The organism is Liquorilactobacillus sicerae (genome assembly GCF_029916425.1).
Classification (GTDB): domain Bacteria; phylum Bacillota; class Bacilli; order Lactobacillales; family Lactobacillaceae; genus Liquorilactobacillus; species Liquorilactobacillus sicerae.
The window spans coordinates 94,739-119,752 of the sequence record NZ_JAHAVQ010000001.1 but is presented as its reverse complement, the minus strand read 5'-3'; the positions used below and the strand labels follow the sequence as shown (position 1 = coordinate 119,752).

The following is a 25,014-nucleotide window of genomic DNA, read 5'->3' as shown; positions in this document are numbered from 1 at the left end:
ATCCTTCTAACCCTGCTCCAGCAAATATTTTTTCATGTCTTTCGGAAGTTGACAAGTTATTTCAATCAGCTTATTACTTAATGGCTGTCGAAATTTTAAATGATAACAGTGTAAAGCTTGCCGTTGCACTACTTGATTAATTTTTCCGCCATACAAAGTATCACCGATTAACGGGTGGCCTAAATAAGCACAATGAACTCTAATTTGATGCGTTCGGCCAGTATGTAACCGCAAATGACAAAAAGCAACTTGTGCAAAGTTTTGTTCCAACCACAATTCCGTCACTGCCGTTTGACCATCGTTTTCAGCTACTTGACGTTTGATCAACGAATTAGGATCCCTGGTCAAGGGAAGAGCAATCAACAAATGAGAACGGTGAATCTTGCCCATCAAAATAGCAGCATAATCTTTTTGAACTTTAACTTTCAACGAATCATTTAACAACGCATGCGCAAAACGATGCTTAGCAATCAACACCAACCCAGATGTATCACGATCAAGCCTGGTAACAATATGCGGGATAATATTTTGGTATTGACGAATCTGATAATACCCCCAAATCCGATTGACTAATGAATCATTTGGATGAAGCGGTGAAGGAATCGAGGCTACTCGAGCTGGTTTATTGATGACTAAATAATCACGATCCTCGTAACAAACCTCAATTGGAACAAATGATGGCTGGAGATTCGGTGAATGTTCCGCTGGCAATCCAAGCGTCAACTGATCTCCCGGAGAAATGCAGTCGATTTTTCGACAATTTCGACCATTTAATAATAATCGTCCACCGTGATGTCTGACAGCCGTCAACAAACGCCGCGAAACACCGTGATGCTTAAGAAAACTTTTAATTTTAAATTTTTGTGGCTGTTGGTTGGTCCAATTAATTTCCAAATTCATTGCCGATAAATGCATCCTGAACTCGTCTCCAAAATTGCATATGCCGATATTTAGCAAAATGAATACTCTTTTTAGAAATTTTATATCTAATCTGTTCAATCTGTTTTCCATGAAAAGTATCCTGATCAACAGTTAAGATATAATCGGACTGGCGATCTGGGACCAAGGTTATCCAATCACTAGGAGCAATGATCATTGGTGAGCTTAATGTCCGAAATATTCGATTATTGATTGAGCTGATCTCAGTAACTTGCAAGACTTTCAAATTAGGATGAATCACTGCACCTCCTAGTGATTTGTTATAAGCTGTCGACCCAGTCGGGGTTGAAATGCAAAGCCCGTCTCCACGAAACTTTTCAAAAAATTCACCGCCAATGTAAACATCTGTGACCATTGTGGCACTGTTTCTCTTTAAAGTGGATTCATTTAAAGCCAAATAATTAACAGCTTTAACTGACCCTTGATACTTAACTCGAATATCTAGTAATGGATAACTGACAGCTTGACCATTATCCGATTGTAAACTGATAACTAAATCATCGATTTCATCTTCGCGCCAATCAGTATAAAAGCCTAAATGACCAGTATGGACACTCACAAAACGGACTGTGTCAATAATTGCTGCATACTTATGAAAAGCAGAAAGCAACGTTCCATCGCCACCAACTGTAACGACAATATCTGGATTTTTTTCGTCATAAACAAAATGAGTATCGGCAAACTTTTTTTTAAGACGTTGACTAATTACCGTCGAACGGCAGCCCTCATTTGCATAAATTGCGACTTTCATAAATAACCTCTTCTAATTCAAACTAACTACTTGAAGTCTGTTTTACATTGCACCCATAGTTTACCATACTGTTTTAAATAATGCCCCTTTTAGAAATGAAAAGAAATTGTAAATCAGAATCATTGAAAAATTTTTTTTATTTGTTAAGCTATAAGTAGCTCAAAAAAATCATCGCATTTAATCTTAATGGGGGAAAAACGGTGTTAGAATTATATCTCTTTATCAATCCAATTGGCACCAGCTGTTTTAATTCAGAACAAAATATCTTAAGGTTAGCTGAGGCTCTAAAAGATCGACTTAAATTTTGCTTCATACCCTTTATCAATCTTGAAACGATTTCCTCAATGATGGTGGAAAATTCTTTACCGTTGAATAATTTAAATTTGCGGAATCGACTTTTTCAAAAAGCTTATCAAGCATCGCTAGATTACAAAGCTGCTTTATTTCAAGGAAAAAAACACGGTCGTGAGTTTTTGTTAAGCCTACAGCAAGAAATATTTGAAAATAACGTTTCTTACTGCGATAAACTTGTTCAACAAATTGCCGCCAATAGTCACCTTGATTGGGAAATGTTCACTAATGATCGTCGTTCAAATTTTACAGCTAATTCATTTCGCCAAGATCTGCAAATGGCCGCTGAAATGAAAGTTCGCAATTATCCGACAATTGTAATTTACAATCTGAAGGGAATTGATTGCGGTGTTTCTTTAACGGAGTGCAATTCCTATCAGTTATTAGAAGATTTATGCAACGGAAGATTTAACGATCTTTTAATCAACCAGAGCAATTCTAAAAATCAAAACATTCCTCATTTGCATACTTTATGATTATGAAGCTTTTCATTTATTAGAGATGTTTAATAAATGAAAAGCTTTTTATATTGTGTATTTTGTTAGTCTAAGCTGCCGAGCTTTCAAAAAAAAAATAATTTTGGCTTTGCTTTACAAAAGGCCAGGCATCTAGCAAGGGTAGTTGATAAATCTGCCAAGTAATCAACTTCAAAGCTTCCGGCTGTTTGGGGCTTTGATAGTTATTTCGCAAAAACTGGCTTTGCCAAATAAGTTGTTTGCTGATAAAAAGTGGATAGTTAAGGGAAAACAGTAACAACTTTGCTCCCAAATTTCTAAAAATTATCTTTTGTTGATACCAAGCCATCTGTTCCTGAAACAAGTTTCCTTGGCAATATGAACAAGCTTTTAAAAAATTTTTTTGTTGACGTTGGCGCGCTTGCGATGATAGTTTTAATGGTTTCGACAGTGTCCTCATAAACTTTTGTAATTTTAGAAGACTAGCTGTCTGGAAGCAACGGTACTGTAAATTCAAAAAATCAGGTTGTTTGATTTGATAAATAAGTACAAAAACTCCTTGATCGAAAAGATAGTAAATTAAGTAAAAGCCCAGATTTGAATGCCATTTCATAAATTGAGCAATTTGTTGCGTCATTCTTTTCTTGGGAAAATGGCGCTTGCCAAGGATCCACCAGTATCTTAGTCCCTGATTTACATAACCGAGCGTTCGTTGTTTAAAGGTTGCTAGTTTAAGTGGTGCACACTGAAATTCAACAGCTAATAATTTGCCGTTCAAATCCACTAACAAGTCAGGTCGTTGCTTTATTTTTGACAAATAAACTTCTAACTTACAATAATAACCGGCTTGCGAAAAATTTGCTAATAACTTTATTTTTCCCGCTAAATGCTCAACTGTCTCTCCTTCTTCATGCAGAGGACATTGATGATAGTGCGCAAAATGTGGGATTCTCAATTCACCTTTTTTTAAAATCACCATTCCATGGCAGATTGGGCAAGAAAATTGTTGATTAGCTGAATTTAAAGCTTCAAAAGCAGTTACCTTGTTACCGGCTGAATTTTCTGCAATTAACATATGACCACCTCATTATTAATTACGTCAATTACTTTCCACGAGACTAAAAAGCAGCTGCAAATTTATTGCAACTACTTACCTGCTTCAAAAGCTTATTCAGTTTACCTATTTAAAATAGTAACGCGCCAGTTCAAATGCTGAAGACTTAAGCAAACATTTTCCACGTTCTTCCAAAACATCATGTTCAAGACTGACATGTTTTCCAAATTCCTCTAAAACTGCTAAAATATCGTAAATTTCAGCTTCTTCAATTTGTTCAGTAAAGAAAACAACGTCTAAATAAAGAGTCTGATTCAATAAATACAAACTGGAGCCAAGTTCATCGGTTTTTAAAGCTTTAGCCAACTGAACAAAATCTTCAAAATCTGCAAACGCAAAGACATAATGCTGACGTTTAAAGTTTTGGTCATCTATATATCCAGAAACTCCATCCCCATCATCCTTAATTGCTGTTTCATGCTCATTTTTTAAAATATTTAAACCACCATTTTTAAGATAATCTGACAAAGTCTGGTCATTAACTAATGAGAAACTAACATCGTCATCACCACTAGCCTGTGAATCCTTCTTTTTATTTTCTTTAGTTGTTGCTTTACTGATAAATAACTCAAGCCCATTACGACTTGGCAATAACTGAAAAGTAACTGCTTCATTTTCTCGAAACTCATGATCCACATCAACCTCTTCTAAAATACTATAAAAGAAGTTTTCAATTTCTTTATGGTTCCCCAGCAAATCAAGAACAGTAATTCCGCGCTCGTTCAAATCTTCATTTTCAAGTAAAACACGAATGGTATTGTCATTGATTTTTTCCATTTCCATTTCCGGTCAACCACCTTTCCGAAGCACCCTCTCGCTTTATAATAACTAAAATTTGAAAATTGTAAAGCTCTTAACTCAAAATTATTAAGCAATCTAAAGAAAGTTTTTATAATCAAAAAACTGCTAGCATCAATCTAGCAGTTTTTCACTAAAACTTTACGTTACATTCCAAAAAGTGTAAATTAAATTCCCGCCATTTGCTGAATCCGTTTCAATTCTAATGCTCGCACTTCACGTGGTAAGAAGCGCCGAATTTCATCTTCGTTATATCCAACTTGCAAACGTTTTTCATCCATAATAATCGGTCTTCTCAATAAACCAGGATTTTTTTCGACTAATTCAAAAAGTTTTTGTAATGGGATATCATCCAAATCAATATGCAACTTTTGATAGGCTTTTGAGCGCTTGGAGATAATCTCTTCCGTCCCATTTTCAGTCATTTGTAAAATTTGTTTAATTTCATTAATGCTTAACGGTTCGGAAAAAATATTACGCTCTTTGAAAGGAATATTGTGTTCCTTCAACCACGCCCGTGCTTTACGACAAGAAGTGCAACTTGGTGATGTATATAGAGTAACCATATTTTTTCGCTCCTTTAGATTGAACCAGCTAACAATTAACATTGCCTACAAGCTTATTATACTACTTGTTTCAAAAAATTGATACCTTTATTTTTAAAAAAGACAAATTCTTTTTTAAAGTTTGTGATAAAAGTATTTATAAACCCTTAGCTAGCATGAAAATCAAAGTGAAATCATTTTTGGAGTCTATGGTTGATTATAATACACATAAGAAAAATATTCTGTTAAGTATAAGTTATACTGATTTAAAAAATTATTTATGACTTTTTTTAATCGACTGATTGTAACTTTTTTGGTGGGTTGTGATTGCTTAAATGATCCATCCAGTTCCTGTAATCGGATTCAAAAGTTATGTTCCCTAAAGGTTTCATCAAACTTATCAACTAACAAGTTTCAAAATAATTGGTCTTTAAACTCAATTAAACTATAATCAGAGTATAGCATAGTACTAAAGCGTTTGCGCAGGTTGGAGATGAAATTTAATGAAAAATTTTAATTTGACTTTTGGGTCAGAAAATATTTTGAAGCAAATTATTATAGCTCATCCAGAACGCCAGTTGAAACTGCTTATTTCGTTGACGAATGAAGAAAATTTGATGTTATTTGATTTTTCTGACTTACCAACAATCTTTAAAGCAGGTCTAAGTTACCAAGTAATTGAGCAAAAGTTCGTTTGGCTGGAAAAGAGTCTTTATTGTTTCGACTACTTCAAACTCAATACAATTGAGCAAAAAGAGTTTCAACAGTTGAAAAGAATCTTGTTAGACAATTTAAATAATTATCTTTTAGGGCAGCAGTCACAACATGATTTTGAATTCGTAATTATTTCTAGTTGGCAAAATCTAAAAGATTATCACCATTGGAAAAATCAGAGTTCTTTTTGGGAGTCTAAAGCAGAGTTTTTAAATAGTCAATATACGAGGGTCTTCCAAGCCATTTAAAAAAGAGGAAAGTTATGCAAAAAACAGATTTAGGTTTTACCAACGTTCAAAAATTAGCCCCAACAATTATTGTTGATTTACGCTATGCAACTCCTAATAACTTTACTCATCAAGTGATTTATGATTTTAAGATTGCTATCGCCCGAACTGGTACCGCTAAAAAGTTAGCTCAAGCTAGTCAGAAATTATTGTCAGCTGGCTATCGAATCAAAATTTGGGATGCCTTTCGTCCAGTAACTGCCCAAAAAAAGCTTTTCCAGGTTCATCCTGACCCAACCTTTGTTGCTCAACCCGATCCAAACTTCAGTCACCAAAAAGGGGTGACCTTTGACTTAACTTTAACTGATTTAGTAGGAAATGAATTAACAATGCAAAGCGGCTTTGATGATTTTTCAAAAAAGGCCCACCGAAATTATCCCCGAACCGCTCTTCAAGAAAAAAACTATCAGTTATTAAATCAGGCTATGTTAGCAGCCGGATTTGTTGGTTATTCGGATGAATGGTGGGATTATCGTGATAAACAAATGGATGAATATCCGCCATTACAGGCAAATCCGATTGATTACGCTTAATTAAAAAAGCAATTGGAAAATTAATTTTTCCAATTGCTTTTTTCTGACGTTTTTAAATAATTATGATCAAATACTAACCGATCCTATCTTAAAAGTCGATCCCACAAAACAATTTGACCCGCTTTTAATGACTTGGGAACATCGATTATCCGCTGATTCGAACTTCCTCTAAATTGCAACGTCAAGTCTTTCTTCGCCAGCTCAAAACGACCATCAACTAAAATATCGATCAATGATAAAAGTTCCAATTTATCAGCTGAATCCCTTAACAGTTCATCCCAATAATAACCACTCCACGACCAAACATCTTTTGTATGACCATAGACTCTCCTTAGTCGCTTAACAAGTTGAATGCAAACTTGAGTATTCAAAAACGGTTCACCACCCAGCAAAGTTAGGCCCTGACAATAGGGCTGCCCAAGATCTTTAATAATTGCATCTTCTAAATCTTGCGTATAAGGAGTCCCGTAATGAAAACTCTGAGCTGCTTTGTTATAACATCCCGGGCAGGCAAACTTGCAACCACTGACATAAAGACTGCAACGCACTCCTTCACCATCAACGAAATTAAAGGGCTTGTAATCAGCAATATACTGCTGACTTAAATCGCTGGCCAGCCATTCCTTAGGCTGCGGATCACGTGGCCTACGAATATTTTTTGCTTGTTTGGTCATCTTCATCATCCTTAATTGAATAAGTTTTTCGCACGAGAAGCAATTTCAACATGGCGACCATGAACCATCGGACGAACCAGCGGATTCCCTAAATAACCGCAAGTCCGTTTGACACAATCACAAGTCTTAGGATCGTGATTGCCACAGGTTGGACACTCAAATCCTCTTTCAGTTGCTTTAAACTCACCTTCAAAGCCACATTTGAAGCAATGATCGATTGGTGTATTAGTCCCCAAGTAACCCACTTTATCATAAGCCCAGTCCCAAACAGCTTCCAAAGCTTTCGGATTCTGCTTCAAATTAGGATATTCACAATAATGAATAAAACCACCTGATGCATACTTCGGATAATCCATTTCAAAAGTAAGCTTTTCAAACGGAGTTGGATGTTTACGAACATCATAATGGAAACTGTTAGTGTAATAATCCTTGGCAGTAATATCCGAAATTCGACCAAAACGTTCAGAATCTAACCGACAGAAACGATCAGTCAATGATTCACTTGGAGTTGAGTATAAACTGAAATGGTAGTCATATTCATCTGACCATTCAACACACTTTTTCTTCATTTGCTTAACAATTTCAAGGGTGAACTTATGAGCTTGCTGATTATGTTCCCAATTAGATCCATAAAAAACAGTTCCAACTTCATATAAACCAATGTAACCTAAAGAAACCGTTGCTCGCCGATGCTTAAATAACTCATCAACGTCATCCTCGGGTTTGAGCCGCTTACCAAAAGCACCGTATTCATATAAAATTGGCGCATTATCCGGTCGAGCTTGTTTAACCCGGTTTACTTTGAAAACTAAAGCTTCCTTGCAGGTTTGCATTCGTTCATTGAAAATCTCCCAAAAAAGCTGCTTGTCTCCTTGAGATTCAAGCGCAATGCGTGGTAAATTAACCGTCACGACACCCAAATTCATTCGACCAGAGTTAACCTCATGACCATTTTCATCTTTCCAGCCCTGTAAAAAGCTCCGGCATCCCATTGGAACTTTAAAACTGCCAGTGATCTCTTTAATCTTATCGTACATTAAAATATCTGGATACATCCGTTGGGTTGCACATTCAACAGCTAATTCCTTAATATCATAATTAGGATCTCCAGGATGCAGATTTAAGCCCTGTTTCAAAGTGAAAATTAATTTAGGAAAAATTGCGGTTCTTCTTTCCTTACCTAAGCCAGCGATCCGAACTTTAAGAATTGATCTTTGAATTTCACGTTCAATCCAAGAAGTGCCTAATCCAAAACCAATTGTGGTGAATGGTGTCTGACCTTGAGACGAAAAAAGCGTGTTGATTTCATACTCTAAGCCTTGCATTGCATCATAAATATCCTTCTTAGTCCGTTCAGTAGCAAACTTTTTCTGTTTTGCTGGATTATCAATATAACCCTGAGCTGCCTTAAGGTGCTTAGTATAATTTTTTTGAGCAAATGGCGCTAATAATTCATCAATGCGATCGGCTGAACAACCACCATATTGACTAGAAGCAACGTTAGCGATAATTTGCGACATCTGTGCCGTAGCTGTTTGAATGGAATGTGGGCTTTCCACTTCAGCATTTCCAATTTTAAAGCCATGAGTCAACATTTCTTTAAAGTCGATCAGGCAGCAATTAGTCATCGTGCTCCAGGGAGTGTAATCTAAATCATGATAATGGATATCACCGCGTAAATGAGCCTTGGCTACATGTTCCGGCATCATTTTCAAGCCTAATGTTTTAGCAACTGCGCCTGCTGTCAAATCTCTTTGTGTATTAAAAACCCGACTATCTTTATTTGCATTTTCATGAACTAAAGCCGGATCTTTTTGCTGCAATCTAACTAATCTGCTGGTTGGATCAGTTGCCTTTTGCCATTCAGCTTGACGCCGTTTATGTTCTTCAACAAAATTAATTGCTTGTTGATTGAGTCCCAACTTGTTCAAGGCAACAACCATTTCACGATAAACATCAGCGGCAGCAACTATGGGACGATTTAAATTTTCTAAAACTTCATTAATTACTTTTTTTTGTAGAGTATCAGTAACTTTTAACTGATTTAAAACTAAACCCAACTTATAAGCAGCAAATGGGCGTTTAGCACCATCACGCTTAACCAAAACTGTTGGCACTTCAATTGCTTTATTTTTCACTTCAACTTCCTGTTTCGGTGCCATTTTCGTCCCCTCCATTTATTCTTTAATAACTACATTCTATATCCGTTTCAGTCCAAAAACAATATATATTGTTTATTAAAGTTTGATATATACCATATATTGTGTAAGATGGAACTTGATTTAAGCCAATCACTATCAGCTTTTGATAATGCTCAAACTTTCGCAAGAAAAATTCATTTATGCTAAATCTGGTCAAAGTTTAGTTAAGCGTTATAATAAGTTTAATGATTTTTTGGTAAAGGAGAGATTTATTTGGAAGTCAAACTAGATGAGCTTAAAAGAAAAGTTATCGCTGGAGCCAGTGAGCTGTTGCAAGTTGCTCAATTAGAAGCTGATGATATTTTTGTACTTGGTTGCAGTACTAGCGAAATTCAAGGTGATCGAATTGGTAAAAATTCAAACCTTGAAATTGGTCAAACAGTTATCAAAGCTTTATTATCACTGCTTAAGCCGCAAAAAATCCAACTAGCAGTCCAAGGGTGTGAGCATCTTAATCGTGCTTTGGTTGTTGAGAAAAAAGTAGCTCAAGCCAATAATCTTGAGATAGTTTCAGTCTACCCAGCACTTCATGCTGGTGGAGCAGCTCAAGTAGCAGCTTTTGAATACTTTGAAGAACCAGTTGAAGTTGAACATATCATTGCGCAAGCCGGAATGGATATCGGCGATACTTCAATTGGGATGCAGGTTAAATTTGTCCAGATTCCTGTGCGGACTTCAATCAAGGAAATTGGCGCCGCTCACACTACTTATTTAAGAAGCCGTCCGAAATTGATTGGTGGTCAAAGAGCAAAATATCAATGGGAAGATCCAGTAAAAAAATAGCCAAAGAACCAGCTATGACAAATTAAGTCGTTCATAGCTGGTTTTTTGATAGTACAAATTCATTTAGGATCTGTCACTATTGAATATGTCAGTGTAGGAAATTCCTTTTTTAATAAACTGATAAATTTCACTTGTTGCCGCTGATAATGATCTCCAACAGCCAACAGCTCAATTTCTCTTCGGGAATCGTCAATTTCATTTGTTTGCCGCAAAATCTTAATCAGTAAAAAGGTCCTCGGTAAATCATCAAGTATAAACTGTGGCCACTCAACCACACTAACGCCACTACCATTAAAATATTCCTCTAAGCCTAAATCATTGCCACCAGTCTTTTCAAGACGATAAACATCTAAATGAAATAGTGGAATTCGACCTTGATGGTATTCATTTACAATATCAAAAGTTGGGCTCTTGATTCGATGATCGATTCCCAGTCCAAGTGCAAGACCTTTGGTAAAAGTTGTTTTACCAACGCCCAAGTCACCTTTTAACAAAATTACATCATTTGGCTGGAGCAATCTTGCTAGCAATTGTGCGATTCGTTGTGTTTCTGCAAAATCTCTCGTCAAAATTCTCAGCAAATCCGCTCACACTTTCATTTTTAATTATTAATTGCCTGCAAAGCTGTGATCACAGCCACTTTATAGACATCATCTTCACTTGCACCCCGGGAAAGATCCGAAACCGGTTGATTCAAGCCTTGCAGAATCGGTCCAATCGCTGTAAATCCTCCCATACGTTGAGCAATTTTATAGCCAATGTTACCAGCTTGCAGTTCTGGAAAGACAAAAACATTCGCTTGACCAGCAACTTTAGAACTTGGAGCCTTTTTAGCGGCGACACTAGGAACAAAGGCCGCATCAAATTGTAACTCACCATCAATTAGTTCAGTCGGCGCTAGTTGCTGAGCAATCTTGACAGCTGCAACAACTTTGTCAACAGCTGGCGATTTAGCTGAACCTAGCGTTGAAAAGCTTAACATTGCGATTCTAGGATCAATCTTAAATAATCTTGCTGTTTTAGCACTTTCAACCGCTATTTCGGCTAATTGCTGAGCATCTGGATCAATATTGATTGCACAATCAGCAAACAAATAGCGTTCTTGACCGCGAACCATGACAAAAGCTCCACTCGTTCTGGAAATACCCGGTTTGGTTTTAATAATCTGTAGGGCTGGCCGAACCGTATCCCCAGTCGGATGAGCCGCCCCAGAAACCAGGCCATCAACTTCACCAAGGTAAACTAACATTGTCCCAAAATAATTAACATCTCGTAACATTTGTCGTGCTTGTTCTTCAGTATTTTTACCTTTTCGGCGTGCAACAAAAGCTGCAACCATCTTATCAAAACTTGTAGCAGGATAAGCCGCCGGATCGATCGTTTGAACTTCAGTCGGTAACGTTTGCCCCGCATATTTTTCAATTTCAATCCTTTTGCCCAGAATGACTGGTTTTAAAATTCCATCTTGAGCTAATCGAACAGCGGCTTTGACAATCCTGCCATCATTTCCTTCTGGGAAAACGATTTTTGGGGATGCAGATTTAACCTTTGCAATTAATTCTTCAAACAGATCCATTATTTTTCCTCCTTAACATTTTTCAAGCAACTTCAATTAGTCAACTTTCCCGGGATCAGCTGGCAACCGCCAGTCGACTGGCTTTTCTCCCATCGCCAATAAAGCAGCATTCGTCTTCGAAAAAGGACGTGATCCAAAAAATCCACGATTAGCAGATAACGGACTAGGATGAGCAGATTTCAATACAATATTAGTTTTAGTGTCGATCAGTTTGATTTTATCTTGTGCTGCTTTGCCCCAAAGAATGAAAACAACTGGCCTTTGCCGAGTTGATAAAGCAGCAATTGCTTTATCAGTTAGTTGTTCCCAACCTTTTCCATGATGCGAAAACGCTTGACCATCGCGAACTGTCAAAACTGAATTCAACAACAAAACACCTTGATCGGCCCATTTCTTTAAATAGCCATGATTAACCGGTTTAATTCCTAGATCATTTTCCAATTCTTTGTAAATATTGATCAGTGATGGCGGCAACTTTACTCCTGGTAAAACCGAAAAACTGCAGCCATGCGCCTGATGCGGGCCATGATATGGGTCCTGTCCGAGAATGCAGACTTTGACCGCTTGAAAGGGAGTCCACTCAAACGCTTGAAAAATATGATACATATCGGGATGTATCTGCTGGGTAGCATATTCTTTTTTTAAAAAATCATGTAATTTTAAATAATAGTTTTTTTCAAACTCTGGACCTAAAACTTCCTGCCAATCATTATGAATGAACGTTTTCATAATTTCACCTCGAATTTATTTTAACATAAAATACTTTGCTTGAGTGGCGACAAATTACTTTGACTGCTTAAGGAAAGATGCTAAAAAAAAACACGTTTTCATGGTAGAATGAAGTAAGAGCCTACTATTATTAAGTGAGGGATTGAAAATGATCCAAATTATAGCTTCTGATATGGATGGAACCCTATTAAATGACAAAATGACAATTTCTCCCGAAAATGCAGCTGCTATCAAGCAAGCACAGGCTGCCGGCGTCCATTTTATTGTTTCCTCGGGTCGGCAATACAATGAAATTAAGCCATTGCTTCAAGATGCTGGTATTAATTGCCCGATGATTACTTTAAATGGCGCACAAGTATTTGATGAAACTGGAAAACTTTTGAGTTCTGCCCCGATCAGCAGTCAATTAGCAACGAAAATCATGCATTTTTTAAAACAACAGAAATTGTATTTTGAAGTCATTACTTCACAAGGCATTTATTCTGATAACCGTTCCAAGCGGATTGAAAACTTTGCTGAACTCCTAACGCGCATCAATCCAGAAACGCCTTTTAAACTAGCTGTTTCATTTGCTGCAGCAAGAATGGAATTGATGAAGATCAACTATACCGACAATTATTTTGAATTGATCAACACACCGCATTTGAAAATTTACAAGATCGTTGCTTTTAGCAATGAAGGAAAAAAAGTTCTTGATCCGATCAAAGATAAAATTAAAAAGATTGATTCGTTAGTAATTACTTCATCAGCAGCTTCAAATCTTGAAATCAACCAAATCAATGCACAAAAGGGTATCGCTTTACAAAAATATGCTGATCAACTAAATATTCCCATGGATAATGTAATGGCGATTGGTGATAACAATAACGATCTCTCGATGATTCGTATTGCTGGGGTAAGTTACGCAATGGATAATGCTATTGAGAGCGTTAAACAAGCTGCTAAGCGCTTAACTGTTTCTAATCTTCAACATGGTGTGGCCGTTGCTATTCGACAAGTTTTAAAAGAAGGATAAGTTTAATTCAAAAAGGGGGCGTCGACTATTGCGTACACTTTATGCCCGCAAGTATCGTATGTCTCATCAAGGCGCGACAACTGTAACTGACAAAAATTTTGATACCATCTATTTGGTTGTTGGTAAATGGGGCCGCCATGGTGATGTTTTATCTGTCTACGCGATATCCGGCGAACTCTTGGCTGAGATTCGCCAAGTTGGATTTGGAATTTTTCCACGATTTAATTTGTATTTCAAGCACCGTTTTATCGGCAAGTTACGTAGATATCACTTCGGCAAAAAGGATCTGTTAGTTGTCAAAGAATTAAACTGGTTTGTCGTTGGCGATATTTACTCACTTAATTACCGAATCTTTAAGGGAAGAACACAAATTATGCAGTTGCATGAAGTCCTGCTTGCAAACGGTCGTTTTCTACAGCTTAAAATTGATTCGGTTCACCATGAACCAATCTGTTTGTGTATTGTTGCAATTTTAAATTACTTTGCCCAAAAACCAGCTGGTAAAGTAAAAAAAGTTTATGAAATTAACTTTAATTTTGATTAGGAAGTGCCTTTTATTTTGATAATTCGTTCTGCTAAAAAAGATGATGCTGTGCAAATCGTTCCGCTTTTTAAAATTATTTTAAATGAGATGGAATTGCCATCATTAAAAAAAATTCCCGTTGCAAAACTCGATTACGTCATCGAAAAATCTTTCGCATCACCACAATATCTCAGTAGCCTAGCGCAAACGCTAGTAGCTGAGATTAGTGGCAAAGTGGCTGGTTTTGCCTGGGGATACCCTGATAAAAATGAACACCAAGTTGATGAGGTTATGCGGTCTTTTTTCCCGGAAGTCGGCTTACCTGCTAATACCCAAATTTTTGATGATGATGAGGCTTTTCCAGCTGAGTGGTACCTGGACTCAATTGCTGTCTTGCCAGAATTTCAAGGACAAGGAATTGGAACTGCTCTGTTGAGAAAGTTACCTCAAATAGCAAAAAATTATGGTAAAACAAAAATTGGTTTAAACGTTGATTGGGCAAATCCGGGTGCTAATAGATTATATCGCAAACTTGGTTTTATTAAAATTGGGACGACTAGATTGAGTCAACATGAATATGATCATTTGATTTTAAAACTAAATTAAAAAAAGGATGTTCAACTTATTCAAAATCTAATAGTTGAACATCTTTTTTAGTTAAGAACTTTAACAGTAACGGTCCTTCTTCCCCAACTTGAAGCTTGCTGAACACTTGAAAAGTGCAAATCAATAATATTACCCTTGATTGCTCCACCAGTATCGCCAGCAATTGCTACTCCATAACCAGAAACCCAAAGCAAACTTCCTAAGGGTATCACGCTTGGATCAACAGCCACACATTTTGGATTCTCACTAAGATTAATCCCTAAAGCACTATAACTGCTAGCACCAGCTTCAGCACTAGAATAGCCAGTTGCTTGCATTGTCAAACTTTTATCATTGCTATTATTACTGTTATCATTTGCACTGCTTGAAGTTGACTGAGCTGAAGACTGAGTTTGACTAGCTGTCGTTGAACTACTCGTTTGCTTAGCCGTTTGATTTTGATTTTGTTGTGCAGCGACCGCCGAACTTTGAGCTGCTTGTTCAGCCGCTTGTTGTTTTGCTTGAACATTCTTAGCCCAGGTTACTTTATTAGCTAGTAATTTTATCTCATTTTGATTATCTGCAACCATTTGTTTTAGACTACTGATTGATTCACTCATTTTTGACTTGTCGACTGCCAATTCTTTAGCCTGTTCAGCTTGTTGGACTTTTAACATCGACAGCTGTTTTTTGGTAGTTGTCAATTGCAGAACACTCTGTTTAACAGCTGAAAAGCTTTCATTGTATACCGCTTGCAATTTACTCAGCGCGATAAGGTTTCCGACCCACTGACTAAAGTTCTTTGAGTTTTCTAGGAAACTCAAACCACTTTGTGTCCCCTTTTTCTGTTGTAATTCCCTTAGCCGCTGTTTTGCTTCAACTATGCGTTGCTTTTTTTCACTTTCTGCTTGTTGCAGTTTTTGATTAGTCCTTGCTAATTTCTGTTCAGTGATTTTCTGATGCTGATTAACTTTTGTTAACTGTTGATAAATATCATTAACTGAGGCTATTTTGGCAGCTAACTGATTATTATTTTGATCAAGTTTATTCTTGGCAGTTGATTCTTGCTGCTGCAAGTCACCAATCTCATCAGCCATAATCTTTTGATTTACTACGACTAAGCTAATACAAGTTAAAAGAATAATCAAAATATTTTTAAATCCCCAGGTTTTGAAACCTTGTTTTTGCATAAAAACGCCTCTCATATTATGTTTATAACTTACATATCTTTTATAAACATATTTTTTTCGACACCTCATACCTATCCCTTGTTATATTATAATTATCAATTATTTAGTAGAGGTTGCATTCAAGTTACAAATTATTACCATCCAGTGTCAAAAAGTTAAAAAAAAAGAACCTCCCTTAGAAAAGTTCCTAAAGTGATTCAATAAAGCTTAACTAGCCATAATTTTTCAAAACCCGTTGAATTTGTCGTTGCTGATCACGCTTCTTAATCGTTTCGCGCTTATCATATTCGTGTTTACCTTTCGCAACTCCCAGCAAAACTTTAGCGAAACCATGTTTAAGATAAACTTTCAAGGGAATTAAGGTAACTCCTTTATCATTCAACTGGTTAGCTAGATGTAAAATTTCTTTTTTATGCAATAATAATTTGCGATTTCTTAATGGATCATGATTAAATTGGTTACCTTGAACATAAGGAGAGATGTGAACATTCATCAACCAAACTTCACCGTTTCTGATTTGAGCAAAACCATCTTTCAAATTTACTCTCCGAGCACGAACTGATTTGATCTCCGTTCCTGTCAAAACCATCCCAGCTTCAAAAGTAGCCAAAATATTATAATCATGATTTGCTTTTTTATTTTGAGCTAATGGACGCATCAGAAACTGATTTTTCTTTAACAATTATCTCACTCCCCTCCCTTAATAAATCAATGCGAATTTTTAAACTTATCCTTAAATGGTTTAAAGCCCGTACGTTGGTTTGAATGGAAACTCTTTTTACCATTCCGACCTGTGCGACGATGGTTATTGAACCTCTGACTCTGCTCAGAACTACCGTATTTTTTTAACAAATCGGTTTTAGGTGCAGCTTGAGGGTTCAAAATTTTGAAATTAACTTCCTTTTGATCAACATCAACTGATAAAAGTTTAACTTTGATTGGTTGACCGATTCTAAAGGTCCGTTTTGTTCTTCTGCCAACTAAGGCCATTTGTTTTTCCAAATATTCATAGAAATCATCATGCATCTCACTGATATGCACTAGTCCTTCAACCGTATTTGGTAAAGCAACAAAAATTCCAAACTTAGTCACTGAACTGACTATTGCATCAAATTCTTCACCAACATGATCAGCCATGTACTCAGCCTTTTTCATTGCATCAGTTTCTCGTTCCGTATCAACTGCTTTTCGCTCCATTTGTGAACTATGAACAGCGATTGTTGGGATTTGATCTTTAACTTCCGCCTGAACAGCCTCACTAGTACCGTTCTCTGAGTAATACCTGATCAAACGGTGGACCAACAAGTCTGGATAACGTCTAATTGGTGAAGTAAAATGTGTATAATCAGCTGCCGCCAAGCCAAAATGTCCCAATGGTTCTGGTGCATACTTAGCCTGTTGCATTGAACGTAGCAACATTGTTGAAACCATTGTCTCCTCTGGTTTACCGGCAACTTTTTTAATAATTTCTTGCAGCATTTTTGGCCGAATATCCTTCAGTGAGCCCTTAACTTGAATCCCAATACTTGAAAGAGCCTCAAAAAATGATAGCATTTTTTCTGGCTTAGGATTTTCGTGAATTCGATAAATAAACGGAACACTTAATTTTCGAAAATGTGCTGCAACTGTCTCGTTAGCAGCCAACATAAATGACTCAACCATTTTTTCGCCAATTCCCCGGTGACGTAAAACAATGTCAACTGGATGACCTTTGGAATCAAGAATAATTTGTGCTTCATCATCTTCAAATTCAATTTCTCCACGTTGACGGCGCATTTTTTTCAAAACCTTATGCAACTCCGCCATCGTTTCAAACATCGGAACTAATTGCTGATATCGTTCCATTGTCTTTTCATCATGCGACTCTAAAATATTATTAACTGCTTTGTAAGTCATTCGTTCGCTTGTCTTGATGACACTTGGAAAGATTTCATGTCGAACTACTTGTCCCAACGGATTAATTTCCATCTCGCAACTCATTGCCAAGCGTTCAACTTGGGGATTCAAAGAGCAAATTCCGTTCGAAAGTTTTGGTGGCAACATTGGGATGACACGATCAGCTAAGTAAACCGAAGTACCTCGTTTAAATGCCTCATCATCTAATGGTGTTCCTGGAACAACATAATGAGAAACATCAGCAATGTGCACTCCTAGATGAAAATTTCCATTTGACAGTTTCCAGGCAGTAACTGCATCATCTAAATCCTTAGATTCAATGCTATCAATCGTGACTAAATCTTGCTGCGTTAAATCACGACGGCCACGTTTTTCCTCTTCAGTTACTTGATCTGGAATATTTGCAATTTGGTGCATAATATCCTCAGGAAATGTCGTTGGCAAATCATGTTGGTAAACAACTTGTAGAATATCAATCCCAGGATCATTGACGTTACCAATAACCTTTGTAGCTATCCCCTTTAAAATTCCTGGTAAATGGGAATTTGGATAAGCCGTTATCTCTGCCAAAATAATTTCACCTGTAACTGGATGTAATCCCTGATCAGTTACTAAAAAACGATAATGAGCTAACTTTTTATCTTTTAGCTTAATTTCTCCGATGGTACTTTCATCATAATTTTGGGTCGGATCAATAAAAAATTCCCCGACGACATGTGTTAAAGCATGTTGAACAATGGTGACGATCTTTCCTTCAGGCCCCCGACCAGTTTTTAAATCAGGTGCTTTCAATTCGGCAACTTCAACTTGATCACCATTTAGAGCTGCCATTGTTTGGGTTGGATTAATAAAATAATCCTGTTTTTCAGGATCGACACTGACAAAGCCAAAACCTCGATCTGTTGCGTGAAATTCCCCCGCAACCGTTAACATTGAATCATCTTTAGCAATTGTAAACGCCCCATTTTGATTCAAAATAACCTTTTTCTGACGTTCAAGTTGTGCAAGAGTTTGGACAATTAATTTAAACTGATCTGCACGCTTCATCATTAAATCATCAGCTAATTCCTGTACTTGAAACTCTTGATCGGGAGAATTTTTTAAAATATTTAATAAATTTTCACTTATTTTTTCTTTATCCATTTAATTCCTCGTACTATTTCAAAATATTCATGATAAATTCTTAATTATTTATCAAAATTAAAACCCCCAGCAATTTTTAGCAGGAGGTTTTCGCTCAATGTGATGAAATAAAAACCAAAGCCAATGAAAGTGCAAAGAACAGAATACCTAGAATGACTGTTACTTTCTGCATAAATGCTTCAAATCCACGAGGCTTCTGTTTGCTAAACAAATCCAGCGCCCCTCCAGAAAGTGCGGTCGCAGCATTATCATTTTTAGCTGGCTGCATCATAACTGCTACAATAATTAAAATTGAAACAATTATCAAGAGCGTTAATAGAAAATTGTACAAAGTCCTACCTCCTTAGAATGTAATCTATATCTACTTTAATGTAGCATAAAAACAGTTCTATTTCCAGTTTGAATTCTGGCAAAAAAAAACTATAAGTCATTTTTACAAATGACTTATAGCAATTCTAATCAAAATTTAGATTATAATTATTTGTTTTCGATTGCATCACGGGCAGCAGCGCTTAAATTATAGAATGAATGTACACCCTTGTACTGAGCAACATTTTTACCTAATTGATCTTCAATTCTCATCAACTGATTGTACTTAGCGATCCGGTCAGTTCTACTCATTGAACCAGTCTTGATCTGACCAGCATTGGTAGCAACAACCAAATCAGCAATTGTTGTATCTTCTGTTTCACCAGAACGATGAGAAACGATTGCTGTATAGCCAGCTTCCTTAGCCATTTCAATTGCTTCAACAGTTTCGGTTAAAGTCCCAATTTGGTTAAGTTTAATCAAGATTGAGTTAGCTGCTCCCATTTCAATACCTTTCTTGAGGTATTGTGTATTGGTTACAAAGAAGTCATCGCCAACTAATTGAACCTTTTTACCCAATTCACTCGTAATTGTTACCCAATCATCCCAGTTATTTTCATCAATTGGATCTTCAACTGAAATAATTGGATATTTGTTAACTAAGTTTTCAATATATTTTACAAATTCAGGAGTTGTAAATTCTTCACCCGTTGACCAACGGAGCTTGTATTTCTTAGTATCATTATCCCATAATTCTGATGCTGCAACATCAACTGCAATTGCAACATCTTTACCTGGTTTGTAACCAGCAGCTTCAATTGCTTTGATCAGGTATTGCAATGGTTCTTCATTATTGGCAAAATCAGGTGCGAAACCACCCTCATCACCAACAGAAGTTGCTTTACCGTCAGCTGCCAACAAGTTCTTCAAGTTGTGGAAAGTTTCTGAACCCATCCGAACCGCTTCTTTAACGGTTTTAGCACCAACCGGCATAATCATGAATTCCTGGAAATCAACTTTGTTATTTGAGTGAGCACCACCATTAATAACATTCATCATCGGTGTTGGCAAAACATGCGCATTAAAGCCACCTAAATAGCTGTACAACGGAACTTGAAGTTCATCAGCAGCAGCACGAGCAGCAGCAATCGAAACAGCTAAAATTGCGTTAGCACCAAGTTTTCCTTTGTTAGGAGTACCATCTAATGCAATCATTGCCTTATCAATTGCAACTTGATCAGTAACTTCATAACCAACGATTTCTTTTGCAATTACATTATTAACATTATCAACTGCTTTGGTTACGCCTTTGCCCATATAGCGGGATTTATCGCCATCACGAAGTTCAACAGCTTCGTGTTCACCAGTCGAAGCACCTGAAGGAACGATACCACGGCCAAAACCGCCTGCTTCAGTATAAACCTCAGCTTCAACGGTCGGATTGCCACGTGAATCTAAAACTTCGCGAGCATAAATTTCAGTAATACTAGACATAATACACTCTCCTTTGAGTTTGCTTAGCTTGAGGATTACCTCAAACTTATTTTAAGTGTTTTTGACAAAAGTTTCAATTATTAATTAACTAACGGTCTTTTAATCCTTAAAATGAACTAATTGCAAAAATGATTCTGGTACTAGTGAAGCTCCGCCAACTAGACCGCCGTCAATATCCTCTTTAGACATTAATTCCTTAACATTAGCAGGCTTTACCGAACCGCCATATTGGATCCGTACTTTATCAGCAACAGTTTGGTCGTAAAGACTTGCAACCGTCTTGCGAATTACCGAACAGATTTCTTCAGCTTGATCAGCACTAGCAGTTTTACCAGTTCCAATTGCCCAAATTGGCTCGTAAGCAATAACTAACTGAGCAACTTGATCAGCAGTTAAATCTTTAAGGGCAGCCTTAACTTGTCCAGAAACCCATTCTTCAGCTTTGCCAGCTTCACGTGTTTCTAAGGATTCACCACAGCAAATAATCGGCAATAAACCATTGCGGAAAATCGCATGCGCTTTTTTATTAATATCTTCATCTGTTTCATGGAAATAATCACGGCGTTCTGAATGACCAATAATCACGTACTCGACACCCATATCTTTTAAAACTTTTGGTGAAGTTTCTCCGGTAAAGGCACCTTTATCTTCAAAGTAGCAATTTTCAGCGGCAACTTTTAATTCAGAACCCTTAGCATTTTCTAACAGAGCTGGCAAATCAACTGCTGGAGCAGCAATGACAGATTCAACTGAAGTAGCACTTGGCAAATTATCCTTAACTGCTTTAACAAATTCTGCTGTTTCACTAGGATTCATGTTCATTTTCCAGTTACCAGCAATAATTGGTGTACGCACAAAAATCATCCTTTCATTCAACCTAATTTAAATTTTAATATTTATTTATCTGAAACAGCAGCAATCCCAGGCAATGTCTTACCCTCAAGATATTCCAACGAAGCACCGCCACCAGTTGAAATATGAGTTAATTTATCGGCAACACCTAACTGTTGAACGGCAGCAGTTGAATCACCACCACCAACAATTGTTGTGGCTTCACTTAAAGTACCCAAGAATTTACCAACTTCAAGTGTACCCTTTGCATAATTACTCATCTCAAAAACACCCATTGGTCCATTCCAAACGACAGTCTTTGCATCTTTCAAAACATCTTCAAACAAAGCAATTGATTTTGCTCCAATGTCAAGTGCCATATAACCATCAGGAATTTCACCTTCAACAACTTTATTAGGTACATCATTTGAGAATTTCTCCGCAACAACTGAATCAACCGGAAGAACCAGTTTGTCACCAGCTTTTTCCATAATAGATTTAGCTAGTTCTACTTTATCTTTTTCGACTAATGAATTCCCAATTTTCATTCCCTTTGCTGCATAGAATGTATAGGTCATACCACCACCGATTAAGATTTTGTCAGCTTTGCCCAACAAATGATCAATAACACCGATCTTGTCAGAAACCTTAGCACCACCAAGAATTGCAACAAATGGATGTACTGGATTATCAACTGCATTACCTAAGAATTTAATTTCTTTTTCCAACAAGAAGCCTGCCGCTGCTTGTTCCATATTGCTGGCAATCCCAACATTAGAAGCATGTTTACGATGAGCAGTACCAAAAGCATCGTTGACATAAACATCGCCTAATGATGCCCAGTACTTGCCCAATTCAGGATCATTGCCAGATTCCTTTTTGCCATCTAAATCTTCAAAGCGGGTATTTTCAACTAACAGAATATCACCATCATTCATTTTACCGATAGCTTCTTCTAGTTGTGGCCCACGAGTTGCTGGAACAAAGGTAACTGGTTTTTTGATCAAATCAGCCAAGCGCTCAGCAACTGGACGCAACGAAAGCTTCTTCTTATCATCTTCCGTTTTTACCCGGCCAAGATGTGAGAACAAGATTGCTTTGCCACCATGTTCAGTAACATATTTAATTGTCGGCAAAGCAGCAACAATCCGGTTATCATTGCCAATTACGCCATCCTTAATCGGAACATTAAAATCAACACGAATTAAAACTTTTTTACCTTTTACATCTAAATCTGATACAGTTAGTTTAGCCATAAAATATTCAGCCTCCATATTTATTAAAAGAAAAAGCGAAGAGAGTTTTGCCTCCCCCCGCCTCGATGACTTGCAATCAGTTTATCAACTTAGCGTTTGCTAAATCTTAAAGCATGCTAGCAAATTTCTCTAATGTACGGATCATTTGTGCTGTAAAGCCAGATTCATTGTCATACCATGCAACTGTCTTAACAACTTGTCCTTCACCTTTACCAACAACTTGTGTTTGAGTTGGGTCAAAGACTGAACCAAATGTTGTACCAATGACATCTGATGATACAATTTCATCAGCGTTATAGCCAAATGATGGGTTATTTTCAGTAACTTTCTTAACAGCAGCATTAACTTCATCAGCTGTAACTTCTTTGTTAAGAGTTGTTACTAATTCTGTTAATGAACCAGTAATAACTGGTACACGCTGTGCATGACCATCAAGTTTGCCATTTAATGCAGGAACTACCAAACCAATTGCCTTTGCAGCACCAGTTGAATGCGGAATTGTATTTTCAGCAGCAGCACGTGCATTACGAACGTTACCCTTGCGATCTGGTCCATCTTGAAGTTTCTGAGTAGCTGTGTAAGCATGAATAGTTGTCATTGTACCAGCTTTGATACCAAATGCATCGTTAACTGCTTTTGCCAAAGGTGCCAAGCAGTTTGTAGTACATGAAGCAGCTGAAACAATTTTGTCATCTGGTGTCAATGTATCGTCGTTAACACCATAAACAATTGTCTTCATCTTGCCAGCAGGTGCAGAAATCAAGACTTTCTTAGCTCCAGCATCAATATGAGCTTGAGCTTTTTCTGTTGAAGTATAGAAACCAGTTGATTCAAGAACCAACTGAACACCGTCATTCTTAACCCAAGGAATGTTATGAGCATCTGGTTCAGCGTATACAGGGATCTTCTTTCCGTTAACAACCAATGAATCTTCTGTTGCCGAAATTTCAGCATCAAATTGACCATGAGCTGTATCATACTTCAAAAGATGTGCCAACATTGCTGGTGAAGTTAAATCGTTAATAGCAACAACTTCAAGACCTTCTGAAGTTTCAGCGATACGACGAAATGCAAGACGACCGATACGGCCAAAACCATTAATACCTACTTTAGTAGTCATACTAAAATTTCCTCCTTTAGGAAATAAAAATTTATTTTAAAAAGCGTGCTGGTTAAACACTACTTTTTTAAAATCGAATTTGCGGCACCCTCATCCGTAACTAACCACGTCTGACTTGGTACATGTTTCATGTATGCTACAATTGCTTTCGCTTTTGAAGTCCCTCCAGCAACTGCTAACACACATTTCATCTTAGCGAGATCCTCTAACTGCACACCGATTCGTGGGATCTTATACACTATTTTACCACTTTCATCAAAAAAATAACCAAATGCTTCTCCAACAGCATGTTTTTTTTTCAACATTGCAACAATCTCATTATTCATATCTCTTCTTTCAGCCATTTTCACAGCCTGCCCAATACTATGAATAACTGCATCACTGCTTCTAATTAATTGAATCACCTGTTGGATAGTCGGCTCACTGAGGAGCGGAGTGTAGGCTTGTACACTTAATTGCTCTGGCACATATAAAACTCGGTGTTTTCCTCTGGTTCTACGTGCCATCGCAGCACTAACACTGTTTGCTTGAATCGCAACTGTTTCGCCAATTCCTCCTCGAGCGGGGACAAAAATCAAGTCACGGTTATCAGACAATTTAGGAGTTAAGCAATGAGCAATCTTTGCCATTGTCGTCCCACCCATAACAGCAACAACATTATGACCCAATGGTAGCAAAATCTCAAGGGCTTCTTCAACTAATTTTCCCATTGATTCAATTACCCTTGCTTGCTCATCTGTATTGCCAGGAACAATCATACAATGTGAAATTCCCAAGAACTTAGCCAAATCAACTTCTTGTTGTTGAATTCCAACTAAGTCATCCATTACTTTTCTCAATCCAAAAGTAAGTTCTCTACCTTTTTCAGTAACCGTCATCCCTGAACGGGAAACACTGATCAACTTTTGTTTCTTCAAAAAATCTGTTTCTGTACGTAAAACTCTTTCAGTCAAGCCCATTTCTTGAGCCAAAGTACGCCTACCAACTGGCTGTTCCCAATATATATGCCGAATAATCATGAAACGCTGGACCAAAGTCTCAATCATGTCAGGAGCAATTTGCTCAATCCATTCTAACTCTTGGTTCATTTCATAACCCTTCCTATGGGACAATTTTGAGCCAACGGTGTCACCAAACGATCCAGCTAGTTAAAAAAACAAGCTACCTTTTTGTTTTTATCGCACCTCAACTACACCCTGAAT

General features: G+C 37.1%; 26 protein-coding genes. 7 read left to right on the top strand and 19 right to left on the bottom strand.

The annotated features are described in order from the left end of the window. Positions 1-6 precede the first annotated feature (6 nt). Together KH893_RS00620 and KH893_RS00615 are read right to left on the bottom strand one after the other, a co-directional pair. A complete protein-coding gene (locus KH893_RS00620) occupies positions 7-894 on the bottom strand; it encodes an RluA family pseudouridine synthase (RefSeq protein WP_427859741.1) in 888 nt (295 codons plus the stop codon). Further along, entirely contained in the window at positions 884-1,690 is an 807-nt protein-coding gene (locus KH893_RS00615; RefSeq protein WP_281164229.1) for an NAD kinase, read from the bottom strand. The genes KH893_RS00620 and KH893_RS00615 overlap by 11 nt, the downstream gene beginning before the upstream one ends. A gap of 200 nt (positions 1,691-1,890) precedes the next feature. Here KH893_RS00615 and KH893_RS00610 point away from each other — a divergent pair, with 200 nt between their 5' ends. Then, on the top strand, positions 1,891-2,517 hold the full coding sequence (locus tag KH893_RS00610; protein ID WP_281164227.1) for a DsbA family protein: 627 nt from the start codon (positions 1,891-1,893) through the stop codon (positions 2,515-2,517). A gap of 70 nt (positions 2,518-2,587) precedes the next feature. Here the strand turns inward: KH893_RS00610 and KH893_RS00605 are convergent, their stop codons facing one another. The 3 genes from KH893_RS00605 to KH893_RS00595 all read right to left on the bottom strand — a co-directional run bounded on the left by KH893_RS00605 (position 2,588) and on the right by KH893_RS00595 (position 4,974). Beyond that, complete coding sequence (locus KH893_RS00605) at positions 2,588-3,571, bottom strand: competence protein CoiA (protein ID WP_281164226.1); 984 nt, start codon at positions 3,569-3,571, stop codon at positions 2,588-2,590. Positions 3,572-3,676: 105 nt separating this feature from the next. Next, complete coding sequence (locus tag KH893_RS00600; RefSeq protein ID WP_281164225.1) at positions 3,677-4,393, bottom strand: adaptor protein MecA; 717 nt, start codon at positions 4,391-4,393, stop codon at positions 3,677-3,679. Positions 4,394-4,575: 182 nt separating this feature from the next. Continuing rightward, positions 4,576-4,974, bottom strand: a complete 399-nt coding sequence (locus KH893_RS00595) for a Spx/MgsR family RNA polymerase-binding regulatory protein (RefSeq protein WP_281164224.1) — start codon at positions 4,972-4,974, stop codon at positions 4,576-4,578. Positions 4,975-5,456: 482 nt separating this feature from the next. Here KH893_RS00595 and KH893_RS00590 point away from each other — a divergent pair, with 482 nt between their 5' ends. Together KH893_RS00590 and KH893_RS00585 are read left to right on the top strand one after the other, a co-directional pair. Then, positions 5,457-5,915, top strand: coding sequence for a hypothetical protein (locus tag KH893_RS00590; protein ID WP_281164223.1), 459 nt, complete (start codon positions 5,457-5,459; stop codon positions 5,913-5,915). 14 nt (positions 5,916-5,929) lie between these two features. Further along, a complete protein-coding gene (locus KH893_RS00585; RefSeq protein WP_281164222.1) occupies positions 5,930-6,487 on the top strand; it encodes a M15 family metallopeptidase in 558 nt (185 codons plus the stop codon). Between the two features lie 83 nt (positions 6,488-6,570). Here KH893_RS00585 and nrdG read toward each other — a convergent pair whose 3' ends face one another. Beyond that, on the bottom strand, positions 6,571-7,161 hold the full coding sequence (gene nrdG / locus KH893_RS00580) for an anaerobic ribonucleoside-triphosphate reductase activating protein (protein ID WP_281164221.1): 591 nt from the start codon (positions 7,159-7,161) through the stop codon (positions 6,571-6,573). A gap of 11 nt (positions 7,162-7,172) precedes the next feature. Beyond that, positions 7,173-9,323: an anaerobic ribonucleoside-triphosphate reductase gene (gene nrdD, locus KH893_RS00575; protein WP_281164220.1), complete on the bottom strand. Its 2,151-nt coding sequence runs from the start codon at positions 9,321-9,323 to the stop codon at positions 7,173-7,175. Positions 9,324-9,575: 252 nt separating this feature from the next. On the opposite strand from nrdD, the gene KH893_RS00570 reads away from it, so the two are divergent. Then, on the top strand, positions 9,576-10,145 hold the full coding sequence (locus KH893_RS00570; RefSeq protein ID WP_281164219.1) for a TIGR01440 family protein: 570 nt from the start codon (positions 9,576-9,578) through the stop codon (positions 10,143-10,145). 59 nt (positions 10,146-10,204) lie between these two features. Here the strand turns inward: KH893_RS00570 and tsaE are convergent, their stop codons facing one another. Genes tsaE through KH893_RS00555 form a run of 3 tightly spaced genes read right to left on the bottom strand, consistent with a single transcriptional unit; the run spans position 10,205 to position 12,450 of the window. After that, on the bottom strand, positions 10,205-10,723 hold the full coding sequence (tsaE, locus tag KH893_RS00565; protein ID WP_281164348.1) for a tRNA (adenosine(37)-N6)-threonylcarbamoyltransferase complex ATPase subunit type 1 TsaE: 519 nt from the start codon (positions 10,721-10,723) through the stop codon (positions 10,205-10,207). A gap of 23 nt (positions 10,724-10,746) precedes the next feature. After that, positions 10,747-11,721 (bottom strand): phosphate acetyltransferase, encoded by a 975-nt coding sequence (gene pta, locus KH893_RS00560; protein WP_281164218.1) that lies wholly within the window; start codon positions 11,719-11,721, stop codon positions 10,747-10,749. Between the two features lie 36 nt (positions 11,722-11,757). Then, positions 11,758-12,450 (bottom strand): uracil-DNA glycosylase, encoded by a 693-nt coding sequence (locus KH893_RS00555; protein ID WP_281164217.1) that lies wholly within the window; start codon positions 12,448-12,450, stop codon positions 11,758-11,760. A gap of 148 nt (positions 12,451-12,598) precedes the next feature. On the opposite strand from KH893_RS00555, the gene KH893_RS00550 reads away from it, so the two are divergent. From KH893_RS00550 to KH893_RS00540, 3 genes are read left to right on the top strand one after another with little or no spacing between them, the layout of a single operon-like run. Further along, complete coding sequence (locus KH893_RS00550; RefSeq protein WP_281164216.1) at positions 12,599-13,465, top strand: Cof-type HAD-IIB family hydrolase; 867 nt, start codon at positions 12,599-12,601, stop codon at positions 13,463-13,465. A gap of 28 nt (positions 13,466-13,493) precedes the next feature. Further along, positions 13,494-14,009: an LURP-one-related/scramblase family protein gene (locus KH893_RS00545; RefSeq protein WP_281164215.1), complete on the top strand. Its 516-nt coding sequence runs from the start codon at positions 13,494-13,496 to the stop codon at positions 14,007-14,009. 15 nt (positions 14,010-14,024) lie between these two features. After that, a complete protein-coding gene (locus tag KH893_RS00540) occupies positions 14,025-14,594 on the top strand; it encodes a GNAT family N-acetyltransferase (RefSeq protein WP_281164213.1) in 570 nt (189 codons plus the stop codon). A 47-nt stretch (positions 14,595-14,641) separates the two neighbouring features. On the opposite strand, the gene KH893_RS00535 is transcribed toward KH893_RS00540, so the two are convergent. The 9 genes from KH893_RS00535 to KH893_RS00495 form a co-directional block, all read right to left on the bottom strand. Further along, positions 14,642-15,763 carry a 3D domain-containing protein gene (locus tag KH893_RS00535; protein ID WP_281164212.1) on the bottom strand — a complete coding sequence of 374 codons (1,122 nt, stop codon included), beginning with the start codon at positions 15,761-15,763 and terminating at the stop codon, positions 14,642-14,644. Positions 15,764-15,974: 211 nt separating this feature from the next. Then, complete coding sequence (smpB, locus tag KH893_RS00530; RefSeq protein ID WP_345803720.1) at positions 15,975-16,421, bottom strand: SsrA-binding protein SmpB; 447 nt, start codon at positions 16,419-16,421, stop codon at positions 15,975-15,977. Between the two features lie 50 nt (positions 16,422-16,471). After that, a complete protein-coding gene (gene rnr / locus KH893_RS00525; protein ID WP_281164210.1) occupies positions 16,472-18,802 on the bottom strand; it encodes a ribonuclease R in 2,331 nt (776 codons plus the stop codon). Between the two features lie 94 nt (positions 18,803-18,896). Then, positions 18,897-19,133, bottom strand: coding sequence for a preprotein translocase subunit SecG (gene secG / locus KH893_RS00520; protein ID WP_281164208.1), 237 nt, complete (start codon positions 19,131-19,133; stop codon positions 18,897-18,899). Between the two features lie 146 nt (positions 19,134-19,279). Beyond that, a complete protein-coding gene (gene eno, locus KH893_RS00515) occupies positions 19,280-20,605 on the bottom strand; it encodes a phosphopyruvate hydratase (RefSeq protein WP_281164207.1) in 1,326 nt (441 codons plus the stop codon). Between the two features lie 99 nt (positions 20,606-20,704). Further along, positions 20,705-21,460 (bottom strand): triose-phosphate isomerase, encoded by a 756-nt coding sequence (tpiA, locus tag KH893_RS00510; RefSeq protein ID WP_281164206.1) that lies wholly within the window; start codon positions 21,458-21,460, stop codon positions 20,705-20,707. Between the two features lie 41 nt (positions 21,461-21,501). Then, positions 21,502-22,692: a phosphoglycerate kinase gene (locus tag KH893_RS00505; protein WP_281164205.1), complete on the bottom strand. Its 1,191-nt coding sequence runs from the start codon at positions 22,690-22,692 to the stop codon at positions 21,502-21,504. Between the two features lie 106 nt (positions 22,693-22,798). Further along, positions 22,799-23,812 (bottom strand): type I glyceraldehyde-3-phosphate dehydrogenase, encoded by a 1,014-nt coding sequence (gene gap / locus KH893_RS00500; protein WP_281164204.1) that lies wholly within the window; start codon positions 23,810-23,812, stop codon positions 22,799-22,801. 59 nt (positions 23,813-23,871) lie between these two features. Then, on the bottom strand, positions 23,872-24,900 hold the full coding sequence (locus tag KH893_RS00495; RefSeq protein WP_281164203.1) for a sugar-binding transcriptional regulator: 1,029 nt from the start codon (positions 24,898-24,900) through the stop codon (positions 23,872-23,874). Between the last annotated feature and the right edge of the window lie 114 nt (positions 24,901-25,014).